Consider the following 14397-nt stretch of genomic DNA (forward strand, 5'->3'; position numbering starts at 1 on the left):
AAAAAGTCCGGTAAAAATGACACATCGAATTTCTTCGTTGGCTTGCTTTTTAAGTTCCTCACGTATTAACTACATACGTCCCGGTACTCAAAGCTACGCCGCCTCGAACTACTCGGTCCTTTTTGAACCCAATTTAAAGGAGAGATTTGCAATGAAAAAATTAGACACTTTATTTATCGGATTTATGTTATTTTCAATGTTCTTTGGAGCCGGAAATCTCATTTTCCCTCCATTCCTTGGGGTACAGTCAGGAACTTCTTTTTGGGCAGCCATGGCTGGATTTATTGTGACTGGAGTTGGTCTCCCACTTACTGTACTATTAGCTATTTCACTTGTAAGCGGCGGTATCCAAACGATTGGAAATCGTGTTCATCCCATTTTTAGTACGACCTTTGTCGTTGCTGTATATTTATGTATCGGGCCATTTTTAGCAATTCCCCGGAATGCGAATGTTGCCTTTGAAATGGGAGTTAGTCCTTTTCTCGGGGAGGGAGTCATTACGTCGTTGGTATTATTCATCTTTTCTGCTTTATTTTTTGGTTTAGTGTATGTAATTAGCTTAAACCCAGCTAAAATGGAAAAATATATGGGCCGATTTATTGCACCTATTTTAATGGTTGCAATGGTTGTCCTCGTTGTTGTTGGCTTATTCAGATTAGATGCTCCTCTTCAATCTCCAGTTGAACAATATGAATCTGGTGCTTTTTTCAAAGGATTCCTCGAGGGATATAATACAATGGATGCTCTTGCTGCATTAGCGTTTGGAATCGTTATTTTATCAGCTATTCAAAAAAGAGGAATTCAGGATCGTAAGCAATTAACGAACTACACATTGAAGGCTGGGTTCATTGCTGGCTTATTACTTACGTTTGTTTATATAAGTATTGGTTTAATCGGAACAAAAATGGCGAGTAGTGGTTCTTTTAATGACGGTACTGACATTTTATCAGCTGCTGCAACTCTTTTATTTGGAAAAGGCGGAACAGCATTACTTGGTTTTATTTTCACATTAGCTTGCTTCACAACTGTAGTTGGTTTGACTACCGCTTGTGGACAGTATTTTTCAAAGCTACTTCCGAAGGCAAGCTACAAAATGGTGGTTCTCGCTGTTACTTTAGTTGGATTCACCTTATCAAACCTAGGATTGGCACAAATTTTAAAAGTTTCGGTTCCATTTCTAGTTACAGCTTACCCTTTAACAATTGTATTGATTGTCCTAACCTTTTTTAGTCGGTTCTTTGTAAGTAAGAAAAAAGTGTATGGGAGTGCCATTTTGTTTACTGGCGTATTTGCGGTAATCGGAGGTTTGAATGCTTTTGGGCTTGATTTAGGACCAGTTCAGAAATTGAAAAATATGCTACCTTTGGCTTCAGTAGGACTTGAGTGGGTTGTTCCGGCAATTGTTGGTACAGGAATTGGATTAGTTCTTAGTCGATTAGGTAAAAAGGATTCTTATTCCGATGATGAAGATGCTGTAGCAAAGGCTTCATAAGAATCCAATTATGATCTGAATTAGACATGCGGGGAAAGAACTCTGAATTTAGGCTATCGTGCATATAATTCATATAACGAGCATATAATCAAATTAACATGCATATAGTTTTGGTATCGCGCATTTATACAGATTATCATGCATATGCTCCGACTAACGTGCATATCCTCCGATTATCGTGCAAACGGTACAGGAACCGCGCATATAATTTCGGGAACGTGCATATATCTATCTGTTCGTGCATATATCTCGGAAATCGTGCATATCCTAAATTCAATGTACAATCCCAATCCAAATAGAATGTTTCCCCAATCTAAAAGAGAGCCAAATCATTCGATTTAGCTCTCTTTTTCCATTTTATCCAACCTTGCTATCTTCTTTTTCTTCTAATAGCTCACGATTCGACGTTTTTTCTGAAGGAATTGGGAATAAATCCGATAATCGTTGCACTCTTCCTTGTGCATCATTATACACGATATGTTCTCTTGCAAATTTACGTGGCGTATCTAATCCACAGGCAGCTGCAAGCGCAAATAATCCTTGACGAACATTGATAATATAATTCATGACTCGCCACTGTTTTTCATCTGTAACTAGTGCATCCTGGTATTTTGGATCAGTGGTCGTGATACCTGCTGGACATTTTCCAGTATGACATTGGAGTGCCATGATACAGCCATTCGCAATCATGAATCCTCTCGCTGAGTTAACTGCATCTGCCCCGATCGCTAGTGCAATTGCAATTTTATCTGCGGAAATTAATTTTCCTGAAGCAAAGATTGTTAACTTTTCACGAATACCATATTGATGTGCTTTATCGACTACAGCGATTAATCCGGGAATGAGAGGAAGTCCCATCGTATCTGCCATCGATTGATATGTTGCTCCTGTTCCGCCTTCCCCTCCATCAACTGTAATGAAGTCAGGGAAAATTTGCAATCTTTTCATTGCTTCAAAAAACTTATCTAGGCTAGAATGATAGCCGACAACAATTTTTATCCCAACAGGTTTTCCACCTGTATCCTGTAAGGTTTTTATAAACTTTAACGTATCCATTTCATTATGCAAAAACGGAAATCGGTTTGGTGAATTAATCGTTTTACCAGCTTCTACCTTTCGAATCGCTGCAACTTTCGTAGTAACCTTCGAACCTTCAAGATGACCACCACGAATTTTTGCACCTTGACCAAATTTAAGTTCAAATGCTCTCACATTTTTCTCTTGGGCTTTTAACTTAAATTCCTTAATTGAGAAGTTACCATCTTCGTCTCGATAACCAAATAAACCCGGGCCAATTTGGGCTACTACATCTGCATTGCTTTCGAGATGCTCAGGGGCAATTCCCCCTTCACCCGTATTAATCCAAGAACCGCCAGCCATTCTACTTCCATTTCCAGTCGAAAGAATATAATGCTCACCAACTGCACCGTATGAAATTGCAGACGCACCAAATGGACCTTTTAGTCTCCATGGTGTTTCTCGTTCAGGTCCAACAATAATTGCATCGTCATCATGATACAGCCAGCGAGGAGTCTCTTCTTCCGCAAGATGTTCACGTCTTGTAAATAACCCTTCATGGTCAATTTTATATTTCATTGCATGAACCTTTTCTTGATTATCTACACGCAATTCTTCACTTAAAAGTGGAAATAACTCATTTGCAATATAATAGCCCGGTTTTTCAAAATCCCGCTTTGAACCAAAGCTTATTAGATCATTTCGATATTTTGCTGAAAAGACAACTCCTAAAAATTCAGTCCTGGAAAATGGTTTACCACTATTATCGTGATCAAACCAATATTGTCTGAACTCTGGACCCATTTTTTCTAATAGATAACGTACCCACCCTAAATAAGGATGTGCTCGAATGATGGAATGCTGTGGTTTCTTTGCTACCGATTCAAGCCATATAAAAAGGCATAATGGTACACCTACAAATACAACTAAAAGAATAATTAAAATCGTCAACTGCATTTATAAAAATCCCCCTTATTTCATTGTCCACTTCCGTTCACCACTTATCTCCTATTATTACCTTATGTATATGAGTAAAATATGTATCTATTAATATGGTGGCACAAAGTTAAATACCTATGCCAAAAAAGGTACCTTTAATCGGTACCTTTTTCCACTCATTATTCAGTTTTAATATCTAATAATTTCTGTCTTAGCTCATTTTCCATTGAAGATAGCTCAAGCTCAGCTTGACGACGTTTATTCCTGCCCTCTTCTTGAATTCGTAATGTTTCTTCAAGCGTAGATATTAGGTTTTCCTGGGTCTTCTTCAGTGTTTCAATATCAATTAAGCCTCTTTCATTTTCCTTTGCCGTCTCAATCGTATTGCTCTTCAGCATTTCTGCATTTTTTAATAAAAGTTCATTTGTCGTTTTAGCAACCTGCTTCTGTGCTTCAACCGCATGGCGTTGTCTAATCAATGTTAATGCAATGGCCACCTGGTTCTTCCATAATGGGATTGCAGTCATGATAGAGGATTGAATTTTTTCAACAAGAGCCTGGTTTGTATTTTGAATTAAGCGAATTTGTGGAGCGCTTTGGATCGTAATTTCTCTACTTAATTTTAAATCATGAACCCGCTTTTCTAACCTGTCCGTAAATTGAACCATATCGTTTACTTCTTGATACTTCATTTGATCTCCTGTTACTTCAGCAGACTTCTGAAGCTCTGGGATAATCTTTCTATTTAATTCTTCAAGCTTTATTTCACCCGCAGCAATATATACATTCAAGGCATTGAAATAATCTTTATTATTGTCATAGAGCTTTTCAAGAATGGCAATATCAGATAAAAGGACATTTTTACTGCGATCAAGTTTCACACTAATCCGGTCAATTTGGGCACCTGTTTTATGATATTTTGATAAAACTTCTTGAACAGAGTTAGTAATTTTTCCAAACATACGCGAAATCATCGATTTTTTTTCCGTACTTAATTCATCCGGTTTAATATCATCAAGTCTTTTCATTAAGTCGGAGATGATTTGTCCAACTTCGCCGACATCATTTTTTTGCACATGCTCAAGCATTGAATTCGAAAAGGTTAAGAGCTTTGCTTGAGCAGGAGTTCCATATGATATCATCGCTTGGTGGTTTTTCGGATCGATTTGCTCGGCAATTTGATAGGCTCTTGCTTTGTTTTCCTCAGGAATTACATCGATTAATCGAACCGTTTTTTCCGCATCTATTTGTTCTATGATTTCCCCTGCTGCTTCCTTTTTTACATCAAATGGATTTGAAAGTAGCTCATCCATTAAATTACTAGGTTCATTATACTTTCGGGAAGATTGTTCGCTCACTTCGTTTACCTCCTATTGTTATTAATAATTTGAGAGTCGTTCATGTTTTTATTTGTATGCTTTGCAACATCAATTTCGAAATGTAGTTCATCTATATCATTCGACAGCATTTTGTATAAATCCTTTTCAATTGTGTGAGTTAAATCTTCGAGTACTCTTCGTGTTTCATGGAGTGAATGTTCGATCTCCTTACTTTTTCTTGGCTGTGAGGATAATAGCGCATATTTCTCTGTTAACTCAACTACAGAATCTAAATGAGAAAAGAAAAACGGTTCAGCTTGATAAAAACGTTTTGGTTCGCTTTTTGCTAAACGATAGATTTTTTTAGTAATACGATGAAGGTCAATTCTTTGTTTAATTGAAGGAACATGACGGATTGAAAAAAGTGCTTTACTCAAACGTGCAAGCTTCTTTTTTGACTCAGAAAGATTCTTATTAATATATTTGTATTCTTTTCTTGTAAGGCGATGCTTCTTTAAAAAGCGATTATTCATATAAAGAGAGCTAAAAAAATATGTGACTCCACCACCTATGATTGCAAATGTGGATGATAGTAAATAAGTTTGATCATATGGAAAAAAACTGACAAACCATACTGTTACCATAGTAGGAAAAGCAATCATTGATTTTATTATAAATGATAAAAATGGATTCATTTTATATCGACTCCTGACATGCGATCTTATATTTTCGTGTCCAGCTTCAGCTCCTAGCCATTCGAGGCGCTTGCGCTCTTCTTTTAATACGAATGAAAGAGATTCAAGGTTTCATCTTTCCATTATATTCTTGATATCTTAATTCTTTCTCAAGTTTAACTATATCTCGTTTGTTTTAATCATACCATAGACCTGAAATGTAACGTTCTCTAAGACTTGAGGCTTATTTTAAAATATGCTTTGGAAAAATTTACACATATATCATGGACATTATTAGTACGAATATTATATACTACATTATATCACTAATGCACTATTGTACCTAATCACCTTAAGGAGGTGTACGGATGATTTTTAATCATGATGGAATGAAACCAATCTATGTCCAGCTTGCAGAATGGTTGGAAACTGAAATATTGAGCGGAACAATCAAGGATGATGAGAAAATTTACTCACAGTATCAGTTAGCGGAGATGTTCACCATTAATCCAGCTACTGCTGCAAAGGGATTAAATATTTTAGCTGATGAGAACATTCTCTATAAAAAGCGCGGACTTGGAATGTTCGTTTCTCCAAATGCAAAACAATCAATCCTGGAAAAGAGGAAAACTCAAATTATGAAAAATCTTATATCTGAATTAGTTTTAGAGTCTGAACGCTTGGGTGTAAGTGAAGATGAATTGATTGCGATGATTAAGACAGAAAAAAGCGAAATAAGGAGGAATCAGGATGAACGTAATTGAAAGTAAAAATCTTACGAAGTCATATGGTAACTTCAAAGCATTGCGGGAATTATCCTTCACGATAAAAGAAAATACAATAACAGGTCTTATCGGCAGAAACGGTGCAGGAAAAACGACATTATTAAAAACGATTTCCGGTTTCTACCATCCTACCTCTGGCGATATTCGCGTATATTCTGAGAATCCATTTAATAATCTTAAAATCTCTTCAAATTTGATATTCATCGATGATCATATGGTTTTCCCACCGGGATTAAATCTTGGGGACCTTTTAAAATCGGCAGAATATTTTTATCCAAATTGGGATGCCGAACTAGCTAAGCGCTTATTTGATTATTTCGATTTGCGTCCAAAGATGTCACATCATCACCTTTCTAAAGGAATGAAAAGTACGTTTAATATGATTATCGGGCTTTCGTCTCGCTGTGCAGTTACAATTTTTGACGAACCAACAACCGGTATGGATGCATCAGTACGGAAGGATTTCTACAAGGCATTACTGAAGGACTACATCGAAATTCCAAGGACAATCATCTTCTCAAGCCATTTATTAAATGAAATTGATAGTTTCCTTGAGGATATTTTATTAATAAAAAGTGGTGAAAAGGTACTCCATATGCCTGTTATAGATTTGAAGGAATATGCGATTGGGTTAAGTGGGAAAACAGAGGCTGTGAATCAAATTACACAATACTTAGAGATTATTCATCAAGAAACATTTGGGAATGGCAGCTCGTATACCGTTGTTCGAAACATTTTTCCAGACTCCACGCGAAATGAAATGAAGAAATTAGGAATAGATCTGCTACCCGTTCCGACTGATGATCTATGTGTCTACCTAACTGCCAAAAACAAAGGAGGGATTGATGATGTCTTTAACAGAGGTTAATTTGATTGATGTTGTGAAGAAGCAATTCTACTTTAAGTTTAAAGCTTATTTAGGTTCGCTCATTAGCATGGTAACCGTTCAGGTATTAGCTATTCTTTTTTCCTTTAATGGGGTTGGGCAGTACGGAATGGGTGGAAGTGTTATAAGTTTATCAATTAAATCCTATTCAGGTTCAATCATCATTGGCTTCACAATGTTTTGGGCTTTTATTGTTGCAATCACTTTAACAACAAAGCCTTATCGATACATGGATTTTTCGTTTGTTACAAATCGGGTGAGCAGCCATATCTCAACAATTGCTTTACTCGTGATTTATTCAATGATTGGCAGTATTACAGCGATGTGTTCAGGCATTCTTGTTAGAGTCATTATGTATTTCTCCAATGATCACATCATCAAGGAACACTTCCATCTTTCTGTATCTGATCTACTAATAAGTTTATATGTGGCGACACTTTACATCTTGCTCTTTGCGATTGTTGGATATTTTATTGGGATGCTTGTTCAACTGAATAGGTTGTTCATTTTTATTATACCAGCAGTGATAATTGGAGTACTTATATATGAACAGGCTAGTCTTAACACAATGAATGCTTTTACGTTCTATTTTATGGAAGATTCACTTTTTATTTTTTCAGTAAAAATCATTTTTACTATAGCAATCCTTGTATGCAGCATCATTCCAATTACCAATCGACTGGAGGTGCGTAAATAATGGCAGTCTTTTGGCCCATTATGCTTTTCGGAGGCATTTTACTCTGTTTGTACTTCATCCAAAAAAATGCCCATTTTAATGGTTTAAAAATTGTGCTAGGGTTATATGGCGCAATCCTATTAATCTCAGTTATTGTTTATTATGCATTGCCTAATGATCGTTTCATTGCTGATAACATTCCACAAACTAAGATTAATCAAGAAGAACAAAGTGGGGTCTTTTATGATACTTTGTTTAGTGGTTCTATTGAAAAGCTTGAAGATGTTGACAAGATAAATGAATGGAATTTCTCATATGATCATGATGAACTAAATATTGCACCTTTGGATAATCTGAATCTGTTTACCATTTTTGAAAGAAAAGAAAGCGATGACGGACAGATTGATATCGTCTATTACGCGACTAATACGAATGTTTATGGGATTGATTTTTCTAAAATAACTCCTTTGCCGAAGATATCTCTCGAGGATGAACGTATAAATATTTTTTATAATGATGAAAATCGAAATGAATTTGTCATATCAGCGTTCCACAATGACTTTGTGTTGGCTCAATTTAAAGGTGGTGGAGTTGAAGATGATTTCAACTACGATTATATGGAACGACCACTTGATAGCCAAGCAATCTATATAAAAATTCCAAAAAATCTTAAGCTAACTGGATCAGAGTATCCCAATATTGTTGGTGAAGATTAGAAAAAGGAAGGGGATTGATCCCTTCCTTTTTTAATGTGTATCGATTAATTTATCCATACGGAAGCTATCGTCGGATTATCCGTGCTATCGCTGAATTATCCGCGCTATCGCCGAATTATCTACGCTATCGCCGAATTCTCTCTGCTATCGCCGAATTATCTGCGCTATCGCCGAATTATCTAAGCTATCGCCGAATTATCTAAGCTATCGCCGAATTATCTAAGCTATCGCCGGATTATCTAAGCTATCGCCGGATTATCCGCGCTATCGCGGAAATCCTCACTTTTATTCCGTAGTATAGCTTTCTCCAACCCCAAACTTCACCCTCTGTACATGAATAAGCCTCACTGCCAGCCCTATTCCCGCTGCAAGTAGTCCGACTGTCAGCCCAATCCAATATCCAGGAGCTCCTAAGCTTGTGTAATGTGCTAATACATATCCGACCGGCAAACAGATCAGCCAGTACGCTACAAGGGTTGTGATAAAAGCAATGTTAACATCCTTATAGCCCCTTAATGCGGCTTGTGCTGTTACTTGAATAGAATCTGAGATTTGGAAGAATAATGCATAGATTAAAAAGTGAGCAGTCATATTGATGACATCAGCCTCATTCGAATATAGACCAGCAACGTCATAGCGGAATAGTACAACGAACAGACCTGTTACAAGTGCAATGAACATCGATAAGTAAACCCCAAGCCAGCTATATGTTTTCGCATCTTTGTATCGTTTAGCACCCACCTCAAATCCGACTAAAACCGTAAGTGCCATTGAAATACTGACTGGTATCATATAAAGAAATGAAACGATATTAAGTGCAGATTGATATGATGCAATTGTCGTAATTGAAAACTTACTTATTAGGATCGTAACAACTGCAAACATACTCGTTTCAAAAAAGGTAGAAAGCCCCATTGGAACGCCAATTTTTAATATTTCTTTGCTTTCCTTCAGTGTAAATCCCTTTACCCCTCTAAATATTTTATAGGTTGAAAATGGTTCCTTTGTTTTAATAATAAATGCCGTGATCGCAACGATAATCCAAAACGTGAACGAAGTTGCGTAACCAGCCCCTGCCCCTCCAAGTTCAGGAAATCCTAAATTCCCAAAAATCAATACATAGTTCAAAAAGAAATTAAATGGTAAGGAAATTAACAAAATGACCATGACAACTCTGGTGATTCCAAGTGCATAAATAAATGAACGCAGCACATTAAAAATAAATAGTGGAATGATTCCAAAACTTAGTCCAACTAAATAATCATGGGCAGTACTTTGAACACGTTCAGGAAGATTCATACTAGCCAATAATGGATTTAAGAAAAAGAAGCCTAGTACAATGACAAGAATCGCTATTATGAATGATAAATAAATACCACTTGTGGCAACTGACGATACTTCCTTATTCTTCTTTTCACCAAAACGCTGTGCCGCAATTGGGGAGACTGCTAAAAGTATACCGCTTAACCCTGTAAAGATCGGATTCCAAATCGAAGACCCAATCGCAACCCCTGCCAGGGTTGAAGAATCATATTTTCCTGACATGATTGTATTAAAAAATACCATTGAAAACATACCAAGCTGAGTGATCAGAATTGGTATTAGTAAATTGAAAATTAATTTTATTTTTTCTCTTAACGTATGAGTCTCGTACATATTGGTTCTCCTTGAAAAACAATTAGTATAATAACAATCCCCATTATATTCTATGACCATAATCATAACCACTTATTTAGATTTACATATTTTTATTCCAAATTTTCTGCTATATTAGTAGTATGTATTAATATCTACTACTAATTGGGTGGAGGTTTATATGTCACGTCTTACGAATCACTTAATTGTAATTTCTTTTGATTGTTTATCTGCATTAGATTTCCCGTTATTACAAGAGATTCCCCATTTTCAGGAACTATTACAAAAAGGCTCTTATTGCAAAAATGTAGAAACAATCTATCCATCAGTAACTTACCCTTGTCATGCAACAATCGTGACCGGAAATTTTCCAAATAAACATGGTGTTATCAATAACACCTTTATCCAACCAGGTAATCCGTCCCCAGACTGGTACTGGCTTCGCCGGCATATTAAAGGAACAACCCTTTATGATGAAGCGAAAAAGGCTGGGATGACAACGGCCGCATTATTATGGCCTGTAACTGCAAAGGCAAAAATTGATTACAATATGCCAGAAATATTCGCGAATCGTCCATGGCATAATCAAATTGCTGTTTCTTTTATGAATGGAACACCTATCTATCAATTAGATATGAACCGCCGCTTTGGTCATATACGCAAAGGACTGAACCAGCCTGAACTAGATGATTTCGTTCTTGAATCAACCGTTCAAACGATTAAAACGAAGAAGCCAAATCTTTTACTCGTTCACTTTACAGATTTAGATACACAACGTCATTACCACGGATTCTCGTCTGACGAAGCAATAGCTGCCATACATCGCCATGACAAAAGACTAGGACGAATTACACAAGCATTAAAGGAAACTGGTATTTATGAAGATTCTACTATTATTGCATTAGGCGATCATAGTGCCCTTGATGAATCAAAGGCAATCAAATTAAATGTTAAGCTTCGTGAAAATGGGCTGATTAATGTAAATTCTCGTGGCCAGGTTACAGACTGGAAAGCCTATTGTAAAAGCTGTGATGGTTCCGCATATATTTATATGAAAGATGAAAAGGATATAGCAACAAAAGAAACCGTGAAGACACTCATATCAAACCTATTGAAGGATCCTGAAAATGGTATCGAGACAGTTCTTTCTGGTGAAGAAGCACAAGCAATAGGAGCTGATGGAACTGCCGCTTTTATGGTAGAGGCACAACTTGGCTATTATTTCAAAGAGCAGCTTGACGGAAATTATATCGACAATATCACAGTAGAGGATGTGAGAGCCAAAAAATATACCTTCGCAAGCCACGGGTATTCTCCGAAAAAAGAGAATTACTCAACAGTTCTCATGGCAGTTGGTAAAGGAATTCGTCAAAACGTTATCATCCCTGCCATGCACTTAGTTGATGAAGGACCTACTTTTGCAAGATTACTCGGAATTGACTTAGGAGAGACAGATGGCAAAGTAATCCACGATTTTCTAAACGTTTAAAGTAGATTAATAGGGAGGTACATTTATGAAACTTTTTTCCAAAGAGGAAAATAGCTGGATGCTCTATGATTGGGCAAATTCGGCATACTCGATTATTATTACAACAGCAGTATTTCCACTTTTCTATAAAGCAGCTGCAACAAATGCTGGGGTTAGCGCCTCTGATTCAACTGCATATCTAGGGTATACGATTGCTATTTTCACCTTTATTTTAGCAATGCTTGGCCCAATTCTCGGTACAATTGCTGATTATCAAGGGTATAAAAAGAAATTTTTCACCTTCTTTTTTGCATTAGGGGTTGCCGCAACTGCAGCACTTGCATTTATTCCAAGTGACAATTGGCTGCTTCTATTAATTTGTTATACATTTGCTGCACTAGGGTCTACGGGTGCGAATATTTTTTATGATGCTTTTATTGTTGATGTTACTACGGAAGATCGAATGGACCGTGTCTCAGCTCGTGGTTTTGGACTAGGCTACATAGGAAGCACCATTCCTTTTCTTATAAGTATTGCCATTATCCTTTTAGCTACAAAAGAAATGATACCACTCTCGACAAATATCGCCAGCAAAATCGCATTTCTAATTACTGCTATTTGGTGGGGTTTGTTTGCGATTCCATTATTTAAAAATGTCCACCAACGCTATTACATTAATCGTGAGCCAAACCCTGTTGTAAATAGCTTCAAGCGACTTGGAAAAACATTTAAAGAAATCCGAAAGTATCGTGCACTATTTCTATTTTTATTAGCTTATTTCTTTTATATTGACGGTGTGGGAACAGTAATCTCTATGTCGACTGCATATGGTACCGATTTAGGTATAAATTCAACAAGCTTATTAATTGTCTTGTTCGTCTCACAAGTAGTAGCAGCACCTTTTGCAATGCTATACGGGAGATTAGCACAAAAATTCACAGCAAAAAAAATGCTCTATGTCGGAATTATCGTCTATATCATCGTATGTATTTATGCTTATTTCTTAAAAACAACAATGGACTTCTGGATACTAGCGATGCTCGTTGCAACGTCTCAAGGTGGGATACAAGCGTTAAGTCGCTCCTATTTTGGTAAGCTTGTGCCGAAGGAAAATGCGAATGAATTTTTTGGCTTTTACAACATTTTTGGAAAGTTCGCCTCAATAATGGGACCGTTATTAGTAGGAGTAACCGCCCAAATTACTGGGAATACAAATATGGGTGTATTTAGCTTAGTCATTTTATTTATTATCGGAATCATCATTCTAGCCTTTGTTCCTGAAAGTAAGTCCACTTCAATTAACGGCGATAACTCAATCCATGCAAATTAACCCATTTTCAATGTTATAATGGATTAATAGATATTTTGGAAATGAGGTATCGAATATGGATAAGAAAGAGATCGAATATAAAATCCAAGAGCTTAAGCTTGACTACATTCGTCTGCAAAATGATTTAGAAAAAATGGATTCAGTGAACGGCAATATCTCTCCATTAGAAAAACAAATCGCTGAACTTGAAGTAGAATTAAGCTCGTTAAGAAAAATGCTAAATGAACTGTAAGAGTTGCGAGGTCTAGACCTGCAACTCTTTTTTCTTAAAATATAATATGCCTTCCGAATTTACTTGAACAAGCCTTTATGAGGTTCGATTAACCAGCATAGAGAAAGTAAATCGGAAGGCTTAAAACATACTTAGGTGTAAGATAGTACCTGAATTTTTGTGTACTTTATAAAATTTGCTCTGGCCGTTTAAAAAAGAGTTCCTTGCAATCTACCGATTGTTGCATCGAGACTACGACATTCTCCAATGGTTCACTATAAACATATGGATAATCAATCTCACCAAGTTCTGTTCGAATTGGGTAGGCTAATTTTTCAGGAGCGATACTGAATTCTGATGTTACTCCAGGCTTGTTGCCTCGTGGGTCCACGCGAAACCATTTATCAATATCATCAAAATAAACGGCATTTAATCCATGCAGGGCATAACCAGAGTCAGGAGTTCCCTTTCTTGTAACCCGCTGATAGCAAAACCCAGTTGGTATTCCCATTCCCCTTAAAAAGGCCGCTAGCAAATGAGCTTTTGCAAAGCATATTCCCTCACGATGTTCTAACGTATCTGATGCTGAGATTGTAATTAAATCACTGCTTATATCAAAGGAATGCTGGATATCATCCCTCACAAAACAGAAAGCAGCTTCAGCTCGTTCCTGTTTTGTCTTCCCCACCTTTTGAAACTCTCTTATTTTCTCCTCAATCTTTGGATGGCTGAAATTAATAATGCTTGTCTCTTCTACATAAGATTGTAAATCAGAATTACAAATCACCAATTGCATAATCAATCCTCCAACAATCTTTTAACTAAATTATAATAGATTGAAAGAGAATAAATCTGTGATTTACATCAACTACTAGCATTAAGAAATTAAATGGTACTTGCACAGTTTGGAAGATGCAAAATATAAGAAAGAAATACACTTTCTTGCTAATGAATCAGTTTTGGTCCTGTTTTAACTGAAAGTTGAAAAAAATAAAAGGAAAATTTCCGTTTAAATTGTGAAATACCCATATTTCCTTAAAAATAAAGGAAGTTTTTCCTCTTATATCATCGAAAACATTGGTTTTTGACCAATATAGCAGAGTTAGCCGGAAATTCTTCGCCTATTTCTGCTACTTAGGCCTCCCACTATACATTAGCAGGAATTTCTCCGCTTATATCTGCTACTTAGGCCTCTTCTCTATACGTTAGCAGGAATATCTCCTCCTAATTTCTATACGAATCTACCCTC

13 protein-coding genes are annotated in these 14397 nt (G+C 36.5%); 8 read left to right on the plus strand and 5 right to left on the minus strand.

Features of this window, described 5'->3' with window-relative positions; all coding sequences use genetic code 11:
• Nucleotides 1-151: 151 nt before the first annotated feature.
• Nucleotides 152-1492 (plus strand): branched-chain amino acid transport system II carrier protein, encoded by a 1341-nt coding sequence (brnQ, locus tag MJG50_RS01975; protein WP_240252339.1) that lies wholly within the window; start codon nt 152-154, stop codon nt 1490-1492.
• Between the two features lie 357 nt (nt 1493-1849).
• On the opposite strand, the gene MJG50_RS01980 is transcribed toward brnQ, so the two are convergent.
• The 3 genes from MJG50_RS01980 to MJG50_RS01990 all read right to left on the minus strand — a co-directional run bounded on the left by MJG50_RS01980 (nt 1850) and on the right by MJG50_RS01990 (nt 5462).
• Nucleotides 1850-3466, minus strand: a complete 1617-nt coding sequence (locus MJG50_RS01980) for an FMN-binding glutamate synthase family protein (RefSeq protein WP_240252340.1) — start codon at nt 3464-3466, stop codon at nt 1850-1852.
• A 161-nt stretch (nt 3467-3627) separates the two neighbouring features.
• Nucleotides 3628-4761, minus strand: coding sequence for a toxic anion resistance protein (locus tag MJG50_RS01985; RefSeq protein WP_240252646.1), 1134 nt, complete (start codon nt 4759-4761; stop codon nt 3628-3630).
• Between the two features lie 50 nt (nt 4762-4811).
• Nucleotides 4812-5462 (minus strand): 5-bromo-4-chloroindolyl phosphate hydrolysis family protein, encoded by a 651-nt coding sequence (locus tag MJG50_RS01990; RefSeq protein ID WP_240252341.1) that lies wholly within the window; start codon nt 5460-5462, stop codon nt 4812-4814.
• A 347-nt stretch (nt 5463-5809) separates the two neighbouring features.
• Here MJG50_RS01990 and MJG50_RS01995 point away from each other — a divergent pair, with 347 nt between their 5' ends.
• From MJG50_RS01995 to MJG50_RS02010, 4 genes are read left to right on the plus strand one after another with little or no spacing between them, the layout of a single operon-like run.
• Nucleotides 5810-6205 carry a GntR family transcriptional regulator gene (locus tag MJG50_RS01995; protein WP_240252342.1) on the plus strand — a complete coding sequence of 132 codons (396 nt, stop codon included), beginning with the start codon at nt 5810-5812 and terminating at the stop codon, nt 6203-6205.
• Nucleotides 6192-7094 (plus strand): ABC transporter ATP-binding protein, encoded by a 903-nt coding sequence (locus MJG50_RS02000; RefSeq protein ID WP_240252343.1) that lies wholly within the window; start codon nt 6192-6194, stop codon nt 7092-7094. The genes MJG50_RS01995 and MJG50_RS02000 overlap by 14 nt, the downstream gene beginning before the upstream one ends.
• Nucleotides 7075-7809, plus strand: coding sequence for a hypothetical protein (locus MJG50_RS02005; protein ID WP_240252344.1), 735 nt, complete (start codon nt 7075-7077; stop codon nt 7807-7809). Before MJG50_RS02000 ends, MJG50_RS02005 begins: the two co-directional genes overlap by 20 nt.
• Nucleotides 7809-8504: a hypothetical protein gene (locus tag MJG50_RS02010; protein WP_240252345.1), complete on the plus strand. Its 696-nt coding sequence runs from the start codon at nt 7809-7811 to the stop codon at nt 8502-8504. Before MJG50_RS02005 ends, MJG50_RS02010 begins: the two co-directional genes overlap by 1 nt.
• Before the next feature lie 285 nt (nt 8505-8789).
• On the opposite strand, the gene MJG50_RS02015 is transcribed toward MJG50_RS02010, so the two are convergent.
• Complete coding sequence (locus tag MJG50_RS02015) at nt 8790-10160, minus strand: MATE family efflux transporter (protein WP_240252346.1); 1371 nt, start codon at nt 10158-10160, stop codon at nt 8790-8792.
• Nucleotides 10161-10320: 160 nt separating this feature from the next.
• Between MJG50_RS02015 and MJG50_RS02020 the strand changes: the two genes are divergently transcribed.
• The 3 genes from MJG50_RS02020 to MJG50_RS02030 are packed head-to-tail and all read left to right on the plus strand — an operon-like array spanning nt 10321 to nt 13169.
• The gene (locus MJG50_RS02020; RefSeq protein ID WP_240252347.1) at nt 10321-11628 is read left to right on the plus strand and encodes an alkaline phosphatase family protein; all 1308 of its coding nucleotides are present in this window, start codon (nt 10321-10323) and stop codon (nt 11626-11628) included.
• A 25-nt stretch (nt 11629-11653) separates the two neighbouring features.
• The gene (locus MJG50_RS02025; RefSeq protein WP_240252348.1) at nt 11654-12937 is read left to right on the plus strand and encodes an MFS transporter; all 1284 of its coding nucleotides are present in this window, start codon (nt 11654-11656) and stop codon (nt 12935-12937) included.
• A gap of 55 nt (nt 12938-12992) precedes the next feature.
• Nucleotides 12993-13169, plus strand: a complete 177-nt coding sequence (locus MJG50_RS02030; RefSeq protein ID WP_240252349.1) for an SE1832 family protein — start codon at nt 12993-12995, stop codon at nt 13167-13169.
• A 166-nt stretch (nt 13170-13335) separates the two neighbouring features.
• Here the strand turns inward: MJG50_RS02030 and MJG50_RS02035 are convergent, their stop codons facing one another.
• Nucleotides 13336-13944 carry a transglutaminase-like domain-containing protein gene (locus tag MJG50_RS02035; protein ID WP_240252350.1) on the minus strand — a complete coding sequence of 203 codons (609 nt, stop codon included), beginning with the start codon at nt 13942-13944 and terminating at the stop codon, nt 13336-13338.
• Between the last annotated feature and the right edge of the window lie 453 nt (nt 13945-14397).

This window comes from Fredinandcohnia quinoae (assembly GCF_022427965.1).
GTDB classification, from domain to species: domain Bacteria; phylum Bacillota; class Bacilli; order Bacillales; family Bacillaceae_L; genus Ferdinandcohnia; species Ferdinandcohnia quinoae.

Bases quoted from the DNA above. Each gene is read 5' to 3' on its own strand.
- brnQ (WP_240252339.1), top strand. From the start codon at position 152: ATGAAAAAATTAGACACTTTATTTATCGGATTTATGTTATTTTCAATG.
- MJG50_RS01980 (WP_240252340.1), bottom strand. From the start codon at position 3,466: ATGCAGTTGACGATTTTAATTATTCTTTTAGTTGTATTTGTAGGTGTA.
- MJG50_RS01985 (WP_240252646.1), bottom strand. From the start codon at position 4,761: ATGGATGAGCTACTTTCAAATCCATTTGATGTAAAAAAGGAAGCAGCA.
- MJG50_RS01990 (WP_240252341.1), bottom strand. From the start codon at position 5,462: ATGAATCCATTTTTATCATTTATAATAAAATCAATGATTGCTTTTCCT.
- MJG50_RS01995 (WP_240252342.1), top strand. From the start codon at position 5,810: ATGATTTTTAATCATGATGGAATGAAACCAATCTATGTCCAGCTTGCA.
- MJG50_RS02000 (WP_240252343.1), top strand. From the start codon at position 6,192: ATGAACGTAATTGAAAGTAAAAATCTTACGAAGTCATATGGTAACTTC.
- MJG50_RS02005 (WP_240252344.1), top strand. From the start codon at position 7,075: ATGTCTTTAACAGAGGTTAATTTGATTGATGTTGTGAAGAAGCAATTC.
- MJG50_RS02010 (WP_240252345.1), top strand. From the start codon at position 7,809: ATGGCAGTCTTTTGGCCCATTATGCTTTTCGGAGGCATTTTACTCTGT.
- MJG50_RS02015 (WP_240252346.1), bottom strand. From the start codon at position 10,160: ATGTACGAGACTCATACGTTAAGAGAAAAAATAAAATTAATTTTCAAT.
- MJG50_RS02020 (WP_240252347.1), top strand. From the start codon at position 10,321: ATGTCACGTCTTACGAATCACTTAATTGTAATTTCTTTTGATTGTTTA.
- MJG50_RS02025 (WP_240252348.1), top strand. From the start codon at position 11,654: ATGAAACTTTTTTCCAAAGAGGAAAATAGCTGGATGCTCTATGATTGG.
- MJG50_RS02030 (WP_240252349.1), top strand. From the start codon at position 12,993: ATGGATAAGAAAGAGATCGAATATAAAATCCAAGAGCTTAAGCTTGAC.
- MJG50_RS02035 (WP_240252350.1), bottom strand. From the start codon at position 13,944: ATGCAATTGGTGATTTGTAATTCTGATTTACAATCTTATGTAGAAGAG.